The 14,425-nt window shown below is 73.8% G+C and carries 12 protein-coding genes, 1 pseudogene and 1 riboswitch; of the genes and pseudogenes, 8 read left to right on the top strand and 5 right to left on the bottom strand.

The window, feature by feature from the left end; genetic code table 11:
* The first annotated feature begins 38 nt into the window (after positions 1-38).
* The 6 genes from LN251_RS34250 to LN251_RS34225 all read left to right on the top strand — a co-directional run bounded on the left by LN251_RS34250 (position 39) and on the right by LN251_RS34225 (position 6,042).
* Complete coding sequence (locus tag LN251_RS34250) at positions 39-725, top strand: class II aldolase/adducin family protein (protein WP_458248023.1); 687 nt, start codon at positions 39-41, stop codon at positions 723-725.
* Positions 722-1,660 carry a carbohydrate kinase family protein gene (locus LN251_RS34245; protein ID WP_458248022.1) on the top strand — a complete coding sequence of 313 codons (939 nt, stop codon included), beginning with the start codon at positions 722-724 and terminating at the stop codon, positions 1,658-1,660. Before LN251_RS34250 ends, LN251_RS34245 begins: the two co-directional genes overlap by 4 nt.
* Before the next feature lie 87 nt (positions 1,661-1,747).
* Positions 1,748-3,301, top strand: a complete 1,554-nt coding sequence (locus tag LN251_RS34240; RefSeq protein WP_458248021.1) for an MFS transporter — start codon at positions 1,748-1,750, stop codon at positions 3,299-3,301.
* Positions 3,302-3,332: 31 nt separating this feature from the next.
* Positions 3,333-4,073 carry a VOC family protein gene (locus LN251_RS34235; protein ID WP_458248020.1) on the top strand — a complete coding sequence of 247 codons (741 nt, stop codon included), beginning with the start codon at positions 3,333-3,335 and terminating at the stop codon, positions 4,071-4,073.
* Between the two features lie 95 nt (positions 4,074-4,168).
* Entirely contained in the window at positions 4,169-5,110 is a 942-nt protein-coding gene (locus tag LN251_RS34230) for an NAD-dependent epimerase/dehydratase family protein (RefSeq protein WP_458248232.1), read from the top strand.
* Positions 5,107-6,042, top strand: coding sequence for an RNA polymerase sigma-70 factor (locus tag LN251_RS34225; RefSeq protein ID WP_458248019.1), 936 nt, complete (start codon positions 5,107-5,109; stop codon positions 6,040-6,042). Before LN251_RS34230 ends, LN251_RS34225 begins: the two co-directional genes overlap by 4 nt.
* A 9-nt stretch (positions 6,043-6,051) precedes the next feature.
* Here LN251_RS34225 and LN251_RS34220 read toward each other — a convergent pair whose 3' ends face one another.
* The 5 genes and pseudogenes from LN251_RS34220 to LN251_RS34200 form a co-directional block, all read right to left on the bottom strand.
* Positions 6,052-6,477, bottom strand: a complete 426-nt coding sequence (locus LN251_RS34220; protein ID WP_458248018.1) for a VOC family protein — start codon at positions 6,475-6,477, stop codon at positions 6,052-6,054.
* 26 nt (positions 6,478-6,503) lie between these two features.
* The gene (locus tag LN251_RS34215; protein ID WP_458248231.1) at positions 6,504-7,259 is read right to left on the bottom strand and encodes a LuxR C-terminal-related transcriptional regulator; all 756 of its coding nucleotides are present in this window, start codon (positions 7,257-7,259) and stop codon (positions 6,504-6,506) included.
* A 257-nt stretch (positions 7,260-7,516) separates the two neighbouring features.
* Positions 7,517-7,798 (bottom strand): annotated as a pseudogene (locus tag LN251_RS34210) (enolase C-terminal domain-like protein); the annotation flags it as partial.
* Positions 7,799-7,923: 125 nt separating this feature from the next.
* Positions 7,924-9,528, bottom strand: coding sequence for an NlpC/P60 family protein (locus LN251_RS34205; RefSeq protein WP_458248017.1), 1,605 nt, complete (start codon positions 9,526-9,528; stop codon positions 7,924-7,926).
* 8 nt (positions 9,529-9,536) lie between these two features.
* Positions 9,537-9,696: riboswitch (cyclic di-AMP (ydaO/yuaA leader) on the bottom strand.
* A 218-nt stretch (positions 9,697-9,914) separates the two neighbouring features.
* On the bottom strand, positions 9,915-10,322 hold the full coding sequence (locus LN251_RS34200) for a DUF5997 family protein (protein ID WP_458248016.1): 408 nt from the start codon (positions 10,320-10,322) through the stop codon (positions 9,915-9,917).
* A 58-nt stretch (positions 10,323-10,380) separates the two neighbouring features.
* On the opposite strand from LN251_RS34200, the gene LN251_RS34195 reads away from it, so the two are divergent.
* Positions 10,381-11,127, top strand: a complete 747-nt coding sequence (locus LN251_RS34195) for a LysR family substrate-binding domain-containing protein (RefSeq protein WP_458248015.1) — start codon at positions 10,381-10,383, stop codon at positions 11,125-11,127.
* Between the two features lie 651 nt (positions 11,128-11,778).
* The gene (locus tag LN251_RS34190; protein WP_458248014.1) at positions 11,779-14,379 is read left to right on the top strand and encodes an ATP-binding protein; all 2,601 of its coding nucleotides are present in this window, start codon (positions 11,779-11,781) and stop codon (positions 14,377-14,379) included.
* The last annotated feature ends 46 nt before the right edge of the window (positions 14,380-14,425 follow it).

Here is a 14,425-nt window from a genome sequence, read left to right as displayed (position 1 = left end):
ACGTGACTTTGTTTCATGTTTAGGTTACGGTCGCGCCCATGACCGACTCAAGCTCGGCACTGGGGCCGGAGCGGAGCGCCGTGGCGGACGCCTGCCGCCGCCTGGGTGCCGAGGGGCTGCTCATCGGCACGGCCGGGAACGTCAGCGCGCGCCTGGAGGACCGGGTCGCCATCACCGCGACCGGAGCCGTCCTCGCCGAACTCACCCCGGACCAGGTCACCGTGGTCGATCTCGACGGGCAGGTCGTGGCGGGCACCCTCCGGCCGACCTCCGAACTGGACCTCCATCTCGGCGTCTACCGGCGCTACGGCACCGGCGCGGTCGTCCACACCCATGCGCCCATGGCCACCGCGCTCTCCCTCGTCCTCGACGAACTGCCCTGTGTGCACTACCAGTTGCTTGCCCTGGGCGGCACCGTACGGGTCGCACCGTACGCCACCTTCGGCACCCCGGAACTCGCCGAGTCGGTCCTCGCCGCGCTGGAGGGCCGCAGCGCCGCCCTCATGGCCAACCACGGCGCGCTCACGCACGCGGCCACCCTCGACAAGGCCGTCGAGCACGCCCTGCTGCTGGAGTGGGCGTGCGGTGTCTACCAGCGCGCCGCCGCGCTCGGCACCCCGCGCGTACTCGACGAGAAGCGGCAACTCGCCGTCATCGAGGCCGCGATCGCCCGCGACTACGGCACCACCCATCCCGTACCACCCGCGCAGGAGGGAACCCGATGAAGGCACAGCAGGTCGTCACGATGGGCGTGCACGTGCTGGACGTACTGGTGCGGCCCGTGGAGGAGATACCCGAGGGCCAGGGCGCCACCGTCGTCGACGACATCCGCATGACCGCCGCCGGTACGGCCGCCGGCACCGCGCTCACCCTCGCCAAGCTCGGCGCCGAGGTCCGCACCACCGGGGCGATCGGCACCGACCCGACCGGCGACATGCTCGTCCAGCTGCTGAACAGGGCGGGCATCGACACTGAGTTGCTGGTCCGCCGTATCGACACCTCCACCTCCGCCACCGTCCTGCCGATCCGGCCCAACGGCGACCGGCCCTCCCTCCACCTGCTCGGCGCCAACGTCACCTACGGCCTCGACGACGTCCCCTGGGACGCGGTCGCCGAGGCCGGCCATCTCCACCTCGGCGGCCCGGAGCTGATCGGCGCCGACGTGGCGGCGCGCATCCTGCACTTCGCGCGGGAACACGGCGTGGTCACCTCCGTCGACCTGCTGGCCCCCGGCGAACTGGGCACCTACGACCAGATCGAGCCCCTCCTGCCGTACGTCGACTACCTGCTCCCCAACGACGACCAGGTCCTCGGCTTCAGCGAGGAGGAGGACCTGGTCACCGGCGCGAAGAAGTTCCTGGCCGCCGGGGCGGGGCTCGTCGCCGTCACGCGCGGCGGCGACGGCGCGCTCCTGGTCACCGCCGACGGCACCGAATCGGTCCCCGCCTTCGAGGTGGACGTCGTCGACACCACCGGCTGCGGCGACGCGTTCTCGGCCGGGTTCCTGCGCGGCATCGGCCTGGGCCGCACCCCGCGTGAGGCCGCCGTCCTCGGCAGTGCCGCGGCGGCGCTCGTCGCCCAGGGGCTCGGCAGCGACCACGGCGACTTCGACCTCCCCGAGGCCGACGAGTTCGCCATGACCCACAAGACACGGGACTGAGGGCCGGCACGCACCGAGTGGTGAGGCGTACGGCGGGGGCGTACGGTCGGACACTGAACGCCGTCGTTCACCGAGAGCCAGCGCACCATGAGCAGCAGCCCGCAGCCGACCTCCGCAGCACAGGCCACCACCCGGGAACCGGGCGGCGGGGGACACGGCATGGCGCTGCTGGTCATCGCGTCCTGCCAGCTCATGGTGGTGCTCGACATCACCATCGTGAACATCGCGCTGCCGCACATCCAGAGCGCCCTGAACTTCTCCACCACCAGCCTGTCCTGGGTGGTCAACGCCTACACGCTCACCTTCGGCGGGCTGCTGCTGCTCGGCGGGCGCACCGGCGACATCCTCGGCAGACGCAGGATGTTCGTCTTCGGGGTGCTGCTGTTCGCGCTCGCCTCCCTGCTCGGCGGACTCGCCCAGAGCTCCGGTGAACTCCTCGCCGCCCGCGCCCTGCAGGGCGTCGGCGGGGCCATCGCCTCCCCGACCTCCCTCGCCCTGATCAGCACGACGTTCCGCGAGGGGCCGGAGCGCAACCGCGCCTTCGGCGTCTTCGCCGCGGTCTCCTCCGGCGGCGGCGCGATCGGGCTGCTCGCCGGCGGGATGATCGTCGAGTGGCTCAACTGGCGGTGGGTGCTCTTCGTCAACGTGCCCATCGGGGTGCTGATCGCCCTCGCCGCACCCCGCTGGATCAGGGAGTCCGAACGCCATCCGGGCCACTTCGACATCGCCGGCGCGCTGACCTCCACGGTGGGCATGGTGCTGCTGGTGTACGGGTTCATCAGGGCCGCGCAGGAGGGCTGGCGGGACGCGTTCACGCTGGCCTCGTTCGGTGCCGCCGTGGTCGTCCTCGCCGCCTTCGTCCTGATCGAGCGGCGCTCCGACCAGCCGATCACCCCGCTGCACATGTTCGCCGACCGCAACCGCGCGGGCACCTACGGCATCATGCTGAGCCTCGCCGCCGCGATCTTCGGCATGTTCTTCTTCCTGACGCTCTTCGTCCAGGACGTGCTCGGTTTCAGCCCGTTGCAGGCCGGGCTCGCCTTCCTGCCGGTCAGCGCGGTGATCGCGGTCGGCGCGGCGCTCGCCTCCCGGTTCCTGCCCAGGTTCGGCCCCAAGCCCTTCATGGTGGTGGGGGCCGTGCTCGCGGCGGCCGGTCTGGCCTGGCTCACCCTGACCGACGTCGACTCGACCTACGCCGGCAGCATCCTCGGCCCGATCTGCGTCTTCGGCCTCGGCATGGGCATGGAGTTCGTCTCGCTCACCCTCATGGCGCTCTCCGACGTCTCCGCCCGGGAGACCGGCGCGGCCTCCGGGCTCCTCAACGCCATGCAGCAGGTGGGCGGTTCGCTCGGCCTGTCCATCCTGGTCACCATGTTCGGCACGGCCAGCACCAACGAGGCCCGCAAACAGGTCACCGCCTTCCTGGCGCAGGCAACCCCCGCCGAGCGCCTGCGCTTCCGGCAGACCGGCAAACTGCCGAGCCCCTGGTCCGACGAGGTCCTCACGGCCGGCATCTCCGCCGCCTTCGTCACGGCGGCGATCTTCACCGTCGTCGCCGCCCTGGTCGCCGTCCTCGCCATCCAGGTCCGCCCGTCCGACCTGGAACGCCTCAAGGGCGGCGTGGGCCCCGGAGCGGTCTGAACTCCCGCGGTGGGTGCATAGGATCACCGGCATGGCAGTGCGACCTGTTCAGGTGAACATCAAGGCACTCGATTCCGTGGCGGTCGGCCGGTTCTGGGCGCAGGCGCTCGGCTGGAGCGCGTACCACCCCGGCGTGACCACCTACGTCGGACCCGCGGGCGGCCTGATCTGGCCGGACCCGGTCTTCGTCGGCATCGACGTCGTTCCCGTCCCCGACCCCGGGACGACGACGAAGAACCGCCTGCACCTCGACCTCGCCACCACCTCCGAGGCCCACCGGGCGGAACTGGTGGAGCGGGTGCGGGACCTGGGGGCGACGCCCGTCGACGTGGGCCAGGGCAGCGTGCCGTGGACGGTCCTCGCCGACGTCGAGGGCAACGAGTTCTGCGTGCTGGAGCCCCGGGACGTCTACCGCGACACCGGCCCGATCGCCGCGATCGTGGTCGACTGCGCCGACCCCCGGGCCATGGCCCGCTTCTGGGGCGAGGCGCTGGACCGGACCCCGCACGAGGTGGCCGACGACCGCGCGGTCTGGCGGTCGGCCGAGGGCACCGGCCCGTACCTCGAGTTCCTGCGCACACCCGACGCGAAGACCGTCCCGGACCGCGTCCATCTCGACCTGCTGCCCCGCCCCGGTGACGACAAGGACGGCGAGGTGGCCCGGCTGCGGGCGCTCGGCGCCACCGACCTCGATCTCGGCCAGGGCGACGTCCCCTGGACCTGCCTGGCGGACCCGGAGGGCCACGAGTTCTGCGTGCTCGCCCCGTCCTGACGCACGCGACCCGTGCGCGCGGATCACCCGCCCATGTCACAGACACGGGTGGCCGTCTCGTCCTGTCGGTGAGAACTGATGCGGGGACCGGGAAGGTGATCATCGTGCGGGTGTTCGTGGCGGGCGGATCCGGAGTGCTCGGGCGGCGGCTGGTGCCGCAGCTCGTGGCCACGGGACATCAGGTGACGGCTACGACGACCGGCGCCGTCAAACTCGGGCTGCTGCAGCGGCTGGGCGCGCAGGGCGTAGTGATGGACGGGCTGGACGCGGCCTCGGTCGGCGAGGCCGTCGCACAGGCGCGGCCGGACGTGATCGTGCACCAGATGACCGCGATCTCCGTCGCCCACGCCGGCAAACCGGATCTGAAGCACCCCGACCGCTGGTTCGCCACGACGAACCGGCTGCGCACCGAGGGCACGGACCACCTGCTGGCCGCCGCCCAGGCGACCGGCGTCCCGCACGTCGTCGCGCAGGGCTACGCGAGCTGGAACGGCGTCCGCCGGGGCGACCGGGTCAAGACCGAGGAGGACCCGCTGGACCTCTTGGAGGGCACCGCCGCGCAGGCGGGCATGGAGGCGATGCGGCACGCCGAGGAGGCGGTCCTCGCCTACGGCGGCGCGGTCCTGCGCTACGGCGCCTTCTACGGGCCCGGTGCCATCGACGACCAGGTCGTCCTGGTGCGCAAGCGGCAGTATCCGCTGGTCGGCAGCGCCGCCGGGTACAGCTCCTGGATCCACCTCGACGACGCCGCGAGCGCCACGGTGCTGGCGGTGGAGCACAAGGCGGCCGGCGTGTTCAACATCGTCGACGACGAACCGGCCCCCGCCAGCGAGTGGCTGCCCCACCTCGCCGCGTGCGCCGGGGCCAGACCGCCGCGCCGGGTGCCCGTGTGGCTGGCCCGGCTGCTGGCCGGCGACCAGGCGGTGATCATGATGACGGAGGGGCGCGGCTTCTCCAACGCCAAGGCCAAACGGGAACTGGGATGGGAGCTGCGCCACCCCTCCTGGCGGCAGGGCTTCAAGGAGGAGCTGGCGTGACCCGCACCGAGGAGTTCGAGGAGTTGCGGCCGCTGCTGTTCGCGATCGCCTACCGCATCCTCGGCAGCGTGAGCGAGGCGGAGGACGCGCTCCAGGAGGCGTGGCTGCGCTGGCAGGCCGCCGCGACCCGGCCCACCTCCACCAAGGCCTACCTCTCGGCGGTGGTCACCCGGATCTGCGTCGACGTCCTGCGCTCGGCCCGGGTACGGCGGGAGGAGTACGTCGGCCCGTGGTTCCCCGAGCCGCTGCTGGCCGACCCCTACGAGGACCCGGAGCGCTCAGCCGAACTGTCCGACTCGCTGTCGACGGCCGCCCTGTTGCTGCTGGAGCGGCTGACCCCGCTGGAGCGGGCGGTCTTCGTCCTGCACGAGGTCTTCGGCTTCGGCTTCCCGGACATCGCCTCGGCCGTGGGCCGCTCGCAGGCGGCCTGCCGCCAGCTCGCCGTACGGGCCCGCCGGCACATGGACGCCGGCCGGCCCCGGTTCGAGGCCGGCCGCAAGGAGCGGGAGGAACTCGCCGGGCGGTTCTTCGACGCCTTCCGGGAGGGCGACGTCGACGCGCTGCGCGAACTCCTCGCCGCCGACGTGCACATGGCGGGCGACGGCGGCGGCAAGGCGCCGCAACTGGCCAACGCCGTCGTCGGCGCCGAGCGCGTGGCCCGCGTCCTCGCCGAGTTCGCGCCGCAGATCCGCGGCGTCGGTGTCGTACTGGAGCCGCGGCGGGTCAACGGCGCGCCGGGGGCGATCCTTCGCGACCGGGACGGCAGGGTCGTCAGCGCCATGACGCTCGACGTCGTCGACGGACGGGTCCGGGCGATCCGCTCGGTGATCAACCCCGACAAGCTCGGGCACCTGGGGCCGGTGGCGGACGCGTGGGCGCTGCGGCGGGAGGCGGAGCGGGCACGTCGGCTCCAGGCCGGCCGGACCGGCTGAGCGCGCCGATCAGCCGACCGACGTCCCGCCCCACTCCTCGGGAGCCACGTCCGCGAGCGTCTGGGAGAACGTCCACTGGTGACCGGCCGGGTCCTCGGCCGTGTACTGGCGCTCGCCGTACTCGAAGTCGGTCGGCTCCATGAGGATGCGGGCGCCGTGCTCACGGGCCCGCTCGCAGTGGGCCCGGGCGTCCGCCACCCGGACGGTGACCGAGTGGGTGACCTCGCCGGGGCGGGGCGGCCTGCGGTCCTTGCGGACATCTCCGATGATCACCGCCCCGTCGCCGTAGGCGAGTTGGGCGCGGTGGTCCTCGCCGATCCGCACCCGCTCGACGAAGCCGAAGGCCGCGCCCAGCCAGTCGACCGCCGCGCGCACGTCCGGGTAGATCAGGACGGGGATGACCGTCGCGGCGGGGATCGAGCGGTTCGGCTTCATGGCGGGCTCCGAGGGTGACGGCGCCCCTACCGCCGTGCGGACGGTGCGGGCACCAGGCCGAGTTGCTGGGCGCGCAGGACCGTGCTGATGCGGTCGCGTGTGCCCAGTTTGCGGTAGATCTTCTCGATGTGCTTGTGGACCGTACGATCCGAGATGCCGAGCCGGCGGCCGATCGCGTCCGCGGTCAGAGCGTCCGTGAGCAGCAGCAGGACGGTCGTCTCCCGCGGCGTCAGCCCCGTGTCGGCCGCCCGGTCGCGGGCGCTGCCGGCGGACCGCCGCAGGCGCTCCAGCAGGTGCCGCTGCCGGTCGACCGCGGCCAGCAGCGGCTGCACCTCGCGCGCTGCCCGGACATGGTCGTCGGTGAAGTCCTTACCCGAGCGGTAGACCATGCAGCCGGTGATCGGGCCACCCGCCTTCGGCAGTGGGATCGCCAGCACATGGTCCGCGTCCATGAGGCCGCCGATCAGCCGCGCCGTCGGGCTCGTGGACCAGGCGCGGCCGGCCGCCCGGCGGGCGGTGACCGGGGTGCGGTCCCGGCCCGCCGTGTACAGGGGCGCGAAGGGGTAGCCCTCCCGCAGCAGGCCCAGGGACTCGGCGTCGAGCCGGGCGAAGTCGTCGGCGACGGCGGCGGGCATGCCGACCGTGCCCGAGGACGCGTTCCACTCGTCCAGCTTGTAGATCAGCGTCTCGCCGCCGCACAGCGCCGGCAGTGCCTCGGCCAGCAGCGGCCACAGCCGTTCCGGCTCGCTTTCGTTGAGGGCCGCGACGGCCACCGACAGCATGCGTTCATGGGCTCCGACCAGCGCCTGTGCCACGTTTCCGACTCCGCGTACGCAGTTGTACCCATACCGGACGACGTCCACGGTGCCCCAGAATGCGGACGGGCACCAAGACGCTCTCGGAAACACTCCAGCACATCGTCGCTCCGGCGGCCGCGGCGGGGGAGACCCGGCGGTTCGATACGGGGGGACGGCCGGTTCACCTCCGACCCCGGATCCGGTGCGGGCCGCCGGGACGGGGGACCGGCGGCCCGCGGCGTTCACCAGCGCGGCAGTCGCGGCTCGAAGTCGGGCCGGACCCGCCGCATGCAGCCCGTGGAGTCGCGGGTCCGCACCCCCGACTCCACGTACAGCCGGTGCAGCCTGCCCAGCGCCTCGTGGTCCAGCTCCACGCCCAGTCCCGGTCCTTCGGGGACCGCGACCTGGCCGTCGCGGAACTCCAGCACACCCGGACGGATCACGTCGTCGGCGAAGTTCCACGGATAGTGCGTGTCGCAGGAGTGGTCGAGCCGGGGGATGGCCGCGGCGACGTGCGTCACGGAGCCTGTGCAGGGCCTGCCGACAGGTGTGGTGGAGCGGGACGGCATGACGAAGAGCCCCGCGCCGACTGGCGGCGCGGGGCCCGGAACGCTCTTCGGTTGTGGACGGTCGGAGGTGTGACGGAACCTCAGGCCGGGCGTACGGCGATGCGGATCGCCGCCTCGCCGGCGTTGTGGATCGACTCCTCACGGATGACGGAACCCGGTCCGGGGGCGTGGATCATCAGGCCGTTCCCCGTGTAGAGCCCCACGTGGCTGAAGTTGTCGTGGAAGAAGATCAGGTCACCGGGGCGGCTCTCGGCGAGGGGGATCACCGTGCCGGCACTCGACTGCTCGTGCGTGCTGCGCGGCAGCGCGACCCCGGCGGCCTTCCAGGCGGCCTGGGTGAGTCCCGCGTTGTCGTACGACTCCGGGCCGACGGCCCCCCACAGACACGGCCTGCCGATCTGCGCGCGGGCGAACTCCACGGCACGGTCGGCCTTCGTGCCGGTGGGCGTCTCGACGGCCGGGACGCCCGTCTCCAGGACGGTCGGCTGCGGCGCCCGCTGCTCCTCGACCACCGGCACGCCGGTGTCCAGAACCGACGGCTCCCGCAACCGCCGCGCCTCGTCGGCCGCCCGCCGAGCCCGCTCCTGCGCCACCGGGTCCCGCCAGTCGGTCTGCGCAGCCGCGACGATCTGCTGAGCACCCGTGTCCCAGCCGGTCTGTGCCGGGGCGGACGGTGCCATGGTCTGCGCGACGAGTTGCTGTGCCCCGGTGTCCCAGCCGGGTTGGGCCGGGGCGGACGGTGCCATGGTCTGCGCGACGAGTTGCTGTGCGCCGGTGTCCCAGCCCGGCTGCGTCGGCGCGGCGGCGGGCTGCTGGGGTGTGGCTGTCCAGTCCGGCTGGGCCGGTGCGGAGTCGTTCGTCGTGCGTGCCGCGGCCGCCTGCTGGACCTGGGCCGCCCAGCTGGGCTGGGCCGGCGTGGCCTCGATCGCGGCGGGAGCCGCCGCCTGCGGGCCGGCCTGCCAGGTGCTCCGGTCGGGCTGCGCAGCGACGGCGGGGCGCGGAGCGGAGGTCTGCCGGGCGACGTGCCGGTACAGCAGATCGCTGGCCGCGGCGACCTTGCGCTGGCTCTCCTGCTTGGACTTGCGCAGCGAGGTCTGCCGGGACTCCACGGGCGCCGGGGTGGCCGCTTCCTGCCGGGGCTGCGGCACCGCGGGGAGCGCCGCCGTCGGACCGGCGGGCAGCTCGGCCACCGGGCGCCGGGGTCCGGCGGCGGGCAGCTCGGGCACGGCCCGCGCGGGGGCCTCCAGCTCACGAGCCGCACGGGCCTCCACCGGCCGCGCGGGCCGGCCGGCCGCGGGGCGCCTGGCCGGCGTGCGGTCGCCCGGGAGGATCGCCGGGACCGTCGGCCCGATGGACGTCCGGGCCATGTCGAACCACTGCCGGCTGACGTTGTCGAGGTCGGGGTCCGAGGTCCTGCGCGGCTGACCGCCCCGCTCGCCGGTGCCGCGCGCGTTCTGCACGCGGGTCAGGTTGAACTGGCCGGTGTCGTCCTCGGCACGGGCGTACAGGCTGCTCACGCGCTGCTGGACGTCTTCCCGGCTGGGTGCTTCGTCGCCCGGCTGGGGCGAGGCGTCGGCCGTCTGCGAGAACAGGGCCACCGAGGTGAGGGCGGCCGTCGCGAGGGCGGAGTTGCGCATACCGGGGAGGCCGAAGCCTCCGGCACGCGACGATCGTTCCGGCGCCATGGGGGCCGTACTCCTTCCGTGCTCCGCCTACCGAGTTAGCTGTCGGGTTCGGGCGGTCGATTCCGGAAGGCATGCCCTACGGCCCCTGCCCCGAAGGGCGGTCGGGCCGATTCACCCCATGTTCGGTTGGGTCCCCGGTTCCGGCCGCCGCGAAGGCGTACCGAATTGGGCGGAGGCCGCTCTTCCCGACGGGGTTCGTCGGAGTGACACGAGCGGCCTGAGGCCAAGTTAGCCAACTTGTGCGCCTCGTGTGAAGGTTGACGGCCGGAATGTCCGATACGCTTTTGTGACCTTCGTTGTGACGCACCGTCAGATGCCCCGACGGTGGACCGAGGGCGCGCAGATGGTGACAGGGAGTCACCGAACTGCCCTCGCTCGCAGGGTGATCAGGAACGCCGGCCCTGGTCCTGCTCGGCCGCCCGCTCGGCGTTGCGCTTCTTGATCCGCGCGCCCTCCTTGCGGACCTCGGCCTGCGTGGCGCGCTCCTTGACCAGCCACTCGGGCTGCTCCTGCTTCAGCGCCTCGATCTCCTCGGTGGTGAGGGCCTCGGTGACCCCGCCGCGCGCGAGACCCGAGATGGAGATCCCCAGCTTCGCCGCGACCACCGGACGGGGGTGCGGGCCGTTGGCCCGCAGCTCGCGCAGCCACTCGGGCGGGTTCGCCTGGAGCTCGTCGAGCTGGGCGCGCGAGACGGCGCCCTCCCGGAACTCGGCGGGGGTGGCCTCGAGGTACACACCCAGCTTCTTCGCCGCGGTGGCGGGCTTCATCGTCTGGGCGGTCTGGTGCGACTTCATGGGGTCCAGGGTATCGAGCGTGTACGACGCCTCCGACCACGGCCGGTAACCTGGCGGGGTGACAGGCTCGGAAGCATCCCAGACGTTCCGGCTTGCGTACGTCCCGGGGACGACGCCCGCCAAGTGGGTGCGGATCTGGAACGAGCGCCTGCCCGACATCCCGCTGATCCTCCAGCCCGTACCGGCCGCCGAGGCCCCCGGCGTGCTGCGCGCTGGCGAGGCCGACGCGGGCCTGGTGCGGCTGCCGGTGGACCGTACGTACTTCAGCGCCATTCCCCTCTACACCGAGACGACGGTGGCCGTCGTACCGAAGGATCACGTGATCACGGCGGCGGAGGAGATCACCCTCGCCGACCTGGCCGACGAGGTGCTCTTCCACCCTCTCGACGACGTCTTCGACTGGGACGCCCCGCCGGGCGAGCCCGCCTTCGAACGCCCCGCGACGACCGAGGACGCCGTCGAGCTCGTCGCGGCGGGTGTCGGCCTGCTGGTGGTGCCCCAGTCCCTGGCCCGCCTCCACCACCGCAGGGACCTCACCTACCGTCCGGTGACCGACGCGCCCCAGTCGGGCGTGGCCCTGTGCTGGCCGGAGGACGCCACCACCGACCTGGTGGAGGACTTCATCGGCATCGTGCGCGGCCGTACGGCCAACAGCTCCCGTGGCCGCAAGCCCCAGCCGGCCGAGAAGACCGCGGACAAGCCGGCACCCCGCCGCAAGCCCGCGCCGGCCAAGACGCCGGGCCGCAACCCCAGAGCGGGTACGTCGAAGACCCCCAAGCGAGGAAAGCCCCGCCGCCGCTCGTAGTCCCCACGGCGCGGGCCGGGACGCTCCTGGGGCCGACCTGCCGCTCAACGGGAAACCGGCTGGTCCACGAGGGTGGCGAGGTTCCTCCCTGGCCACGAGGGTGAGCACCCCACCGCCGCTCGCAGTCCCCACGGCGCGGGCCGGGACGCTCCTGGGGCCGACCTGCCGCTCAACGGGAAACCGGCTGGTCCACGAGGGCGGCGAGGTTCCTCCCTGGGCACGCGGGTGAGCTCCCCACCGCAGCTCGTAGTCCCCACGGCGCGGGCCGGGACGCTCCTGGGGCCGACCTGCGGCTCAGCGGGGAAACCGGCTGGTCCACGAGGGTGGCGAGGTTCCTCCCTGGGCACGCGGGTGAGCTCCCCACCGCCGCTCGTAGTCCCCACGGCGCGGGCTGGGACGCTCCTGGGGCCGACCTGCGGCTCAGCGGGAAACCGGCTGGCTCATGAGGGCGGCGAGCTCCGCCCCTGTGCACGCAGGCGACCTCCGCCGCCGCGCACGCACCCGCCCGGCACCTCTCGACGGGTCGGCGAAGTACCGCGCCGCGACCCGCCCGGCCTCGCGCGGCCCGCGCCCCCGCGCCCCCGCGTACCGGGCTCTCCGCAGCACCGCACCGCAGGGACGCCGCCCTCGCCCCGGTGGCACAATCGGTGGGTGGACCGGGGGATCCTCGAGCGTGAGCCCGAGCTGGCACTGCTGGGCTCGGCCGCACGACAGGCGGCCGACGGCGCCGGTGCGGTGGCGCTCGTCTTCGGCGAGGCGGGCATCGGCAAGTCGAGCCTGGTCACAGCCCTGCCGGACCGGTTGCCCGGACGGGCGCGGATGCTGGTCGGCCAGTGCGACGACCTCGCCACCCGGCGCCCCCTCGGACCCTTCCGCGACCTCGTCGGCAGTGTCGGCGCCGACCTCGCCCGAGCCGTTACGGAGGGCGGCGACCGCCACCGCGTCTACGAGGCCCTGCACGCCGAGCTCGCCATGACTCCGCATCCCGCGGTACTCGTCGTCGAGGACGTGCACTGGGCCGACGAGGCGTCCCTGGACGCCCTGCGCTTCCTCGTCCGGCGGATGGACCGGTTGCCCGCCCTGCTCGTCCTGACCTACCGCGACGACGAACTGCACCGTGGCCACCCCCTGCGGCACCTCCTCGGCCAGGTCTCCCGAGCGCCCCGCGTGCACCGCCTTCCCCTGGCCCGGCTCTCCCTCGACGCCGTCACCGAGCTCGGCGCGGCCGGCCGGCTCGACCCGGCGCAGGTGTACCAGGTGACCTCGGGAAACCCCTTCTTCGTCACCGAGGTCCTGGCGGCCGGCGGCACCGGGGGAGTGCCGCCCACGGTCGTCGACGCGGTGCTCGCCCGGCTGCGCGGTCTGCGGCCGGCCACCGTGGACGCCCTGGAGCAGCTCGCCGTCATCCCCTCGGCCGTCGAACGCCCGCTGGTCGACGCGCTGCTCGCCGACGGCGTGACGGTCCTCGCCGAGGCCGAACAGCGCGGGCTGCTCACCGTCACCCCGGAACGGATCGCCTTCCGGCACGAGCTGATCCGGCGGGCCGTCGCCGACTCGGTGCCCGCCGCCCGGCGCATCGACCTCGACCGCCACGTCCTCGCCGCGCTCGTCGCCCGGCCCGGCGCCGACGCCGCCCGCGTCGTCCACCACGCCGCCCGGGCCGGCGATCTGGACGCCATCGCCCGCTACGGTCCGGACGCCGCCCGCGACGCCGCCGACGCCGGTGCCCACCGCGAGGCCGCGGCCCAGCTCGGGCTCGTGCTGGGCCAGCGCCACCGCTACGGCCCGGCCGAGCTCGCCGACCTGCTCGAACGCCACGCCGTGGAGAGCTACACCATCGCCGACACGGCCGCCGCCGTCACCGCCGAGCGCGAGGCGGTCGCGCTGCGCCGCTCCCTCGGCGACATCCTCGCCCTCGGCTCCGACCTGCGCTGGCTCTCCCGCATCCACTGGTGGGCCGGGGACGCCGACCAGGCCCAGGCCGCCGCCCGCGAGGCGGTCACCGTCCTGGAGCACGCGGGCGACGACCGGCTGCTCGCCCTTGCCGTCAGCAACATCGCCCAGCTGCGCATGCTCTCCGACCGTTACCCCGAGGCCGTCGAGCACGCCGAGCGCGCCATCGTGCTGGCCCGCAAGGCCGACGACGCGGCGATCCTCTCGCACGCCCTCAACAACCTCGGCACGGCCCGCTGGCGGGGCGGTGACCCCGACGGGCGCAAGCAGCTGGAGGAGAGCCTGGAGGTCGCCCTCGGCGCGGGCGAGGCCGAGCACGCCTGCCGCTCCTACGCCAACCTGATCTGGACCCTCCTGGACAACCTGCAGTTCACGGACGCCGACCGTCTGCTGCCGCGGGCCCTGGATCTGGCCGACCGCGCCGAGCACCTCGGTTTCCTCACCTACCTCCACGTCGAACTGGCCCTGCGCCGCCTCGCCGCCGCCGACTGGGACGACGCCGAACGGCACGCCGAGTTCGGCGTCCACGACTTCCCGCCGGCCCGCTGCCCCGCCCTGACCGTGCTGGCGCGGGTGCGCGTCCGGTGCGGCAGGCCCGGGGTCGGCGAACTCCTCGCCGAGGCCCGGGAGATCGCCGTACGGGCCAGGGAACTGCAGCGCACCGGTCCCGTCGCGGCCGCGCTGGCGGAGGCGGCCTGGCTGCGCGGGGACGCGGACGCCGTGGTGGAGGCCGCGGCCCCGGTCCACGCCCAGGCCCGCCACCTGACGGGCATCCCCTACGGCGCCGAGCTCGGCTACTGGCTCACCAAGGCCGGGCATCCGGTGCCGGACGGCGACTCCGACCACCCCTACGCCCTGCAGGCGCGCGGCCACTGGCGCGAGGCCGCGGCCCTCTGGAAGGCCGCCGGCTGCCCCTACGAGCACGCCGCCGCCGTCGCGGAGAGCCCGCACCCCGCGGACAAGCTCGACGCCCTCGCCGCACTCGACGCCCTGGGCGCCGAACCACTGGCCCGCCTCGTCCGGGCCGAACTGCGCCGGCTCGGGGTGCGGCACATCCCGCGCGGCCCGCTCGCCGCCACCCGCGGCAACCCCGGAGGGCTCACCGAACGCCAGCTCCAGGTGGTGCGGCTGCTCGCCCAGGGCCTGACCAACGCCGAGATCGCCGCGCGGCTCGTCGTGTCCGTGCGGACCGTCGACAACCACGTCCGCGCCGTCCTCGGCAAGCTGGACGCCCCCACCCGCCGGCACGTCGCCGACCGGGCCGCGGAACTCGGGCTGCTGCCCCGGCGCGAAAGGTAGGTATCCCGGGCGGCCGACGTAGGTGATGCCCACCGATGCCCGCACC

The sequence above is a fragment of the Streptomyces sp. MAI_2237 genome, from assembly GCF_054189285.1.
The sequence above is the reverse complement of the archived record's forward strand: the minus strand, read 5'-3'. Positions and strand labels throughout refer to the sequence as shown.

Excerpts from the sequence above, each read along its gene's own strand:
- LN251_RS34245 (WP_458248022.1), top strand. The coding sequence starts at position 722 with ATGAAGGCACAGCAGGTCGTCACGATGGGCGTGCACGTGCTGGACGTA.
- LN251_RS34250 (WP_458248023.1), top strand. The coding sequence starts at position 39 with ATGACCGACTCAAGCTCGGCACTGGGGCCGGAGCGGAGCGCCGTGGCG.
- LN251_RS34220 (WP_458248018.1), bottom strand. The coding sequence starts at position 6,477 with ATGAAGCCGAACCGCTCGATCCCCGCCGCGACGGTCATCCCCGTCCTG.
- LN251_RS34200 (WP_458248016.1), bottom strand. The coding sequence starts at position 10,322 with ATGAAGTCGCACCAGACCGCCCAGACGATGAAGCCCGCCACCGCGGCG.
- LN251_RS34205 (WP_458248017.1), bottom strand. The coding sequence starts at position 9,528 with ATGGCGCCGGAACGATCGTCGCGTGCCGGAGGCTTCGGCCTCCCCGGT.
- LN251_RS34215 (WP_458248231.1), bottom strand. The coding sequence starts at position 7,259 with ATGCTGTCGGTGGCCGTCGCGGCCCTCAACGAAAGCGAGCCGGAACGG.
- LN251_RS34235 (WP_458248020.1), top strand. The coding sequence starts at position 3,333 with ATGGCAGTGCGACCTGTTCAGGTGAACATCAAGGCACTCGATTCCGTG.
- LN251_RS34240 (WP_458248021.1), top strand. The coding sequence starts at position 1,748 with ATGAGCAGCAGCCCGCAGCCGACCTCCGCAGCACAGGCCACCACCCGG.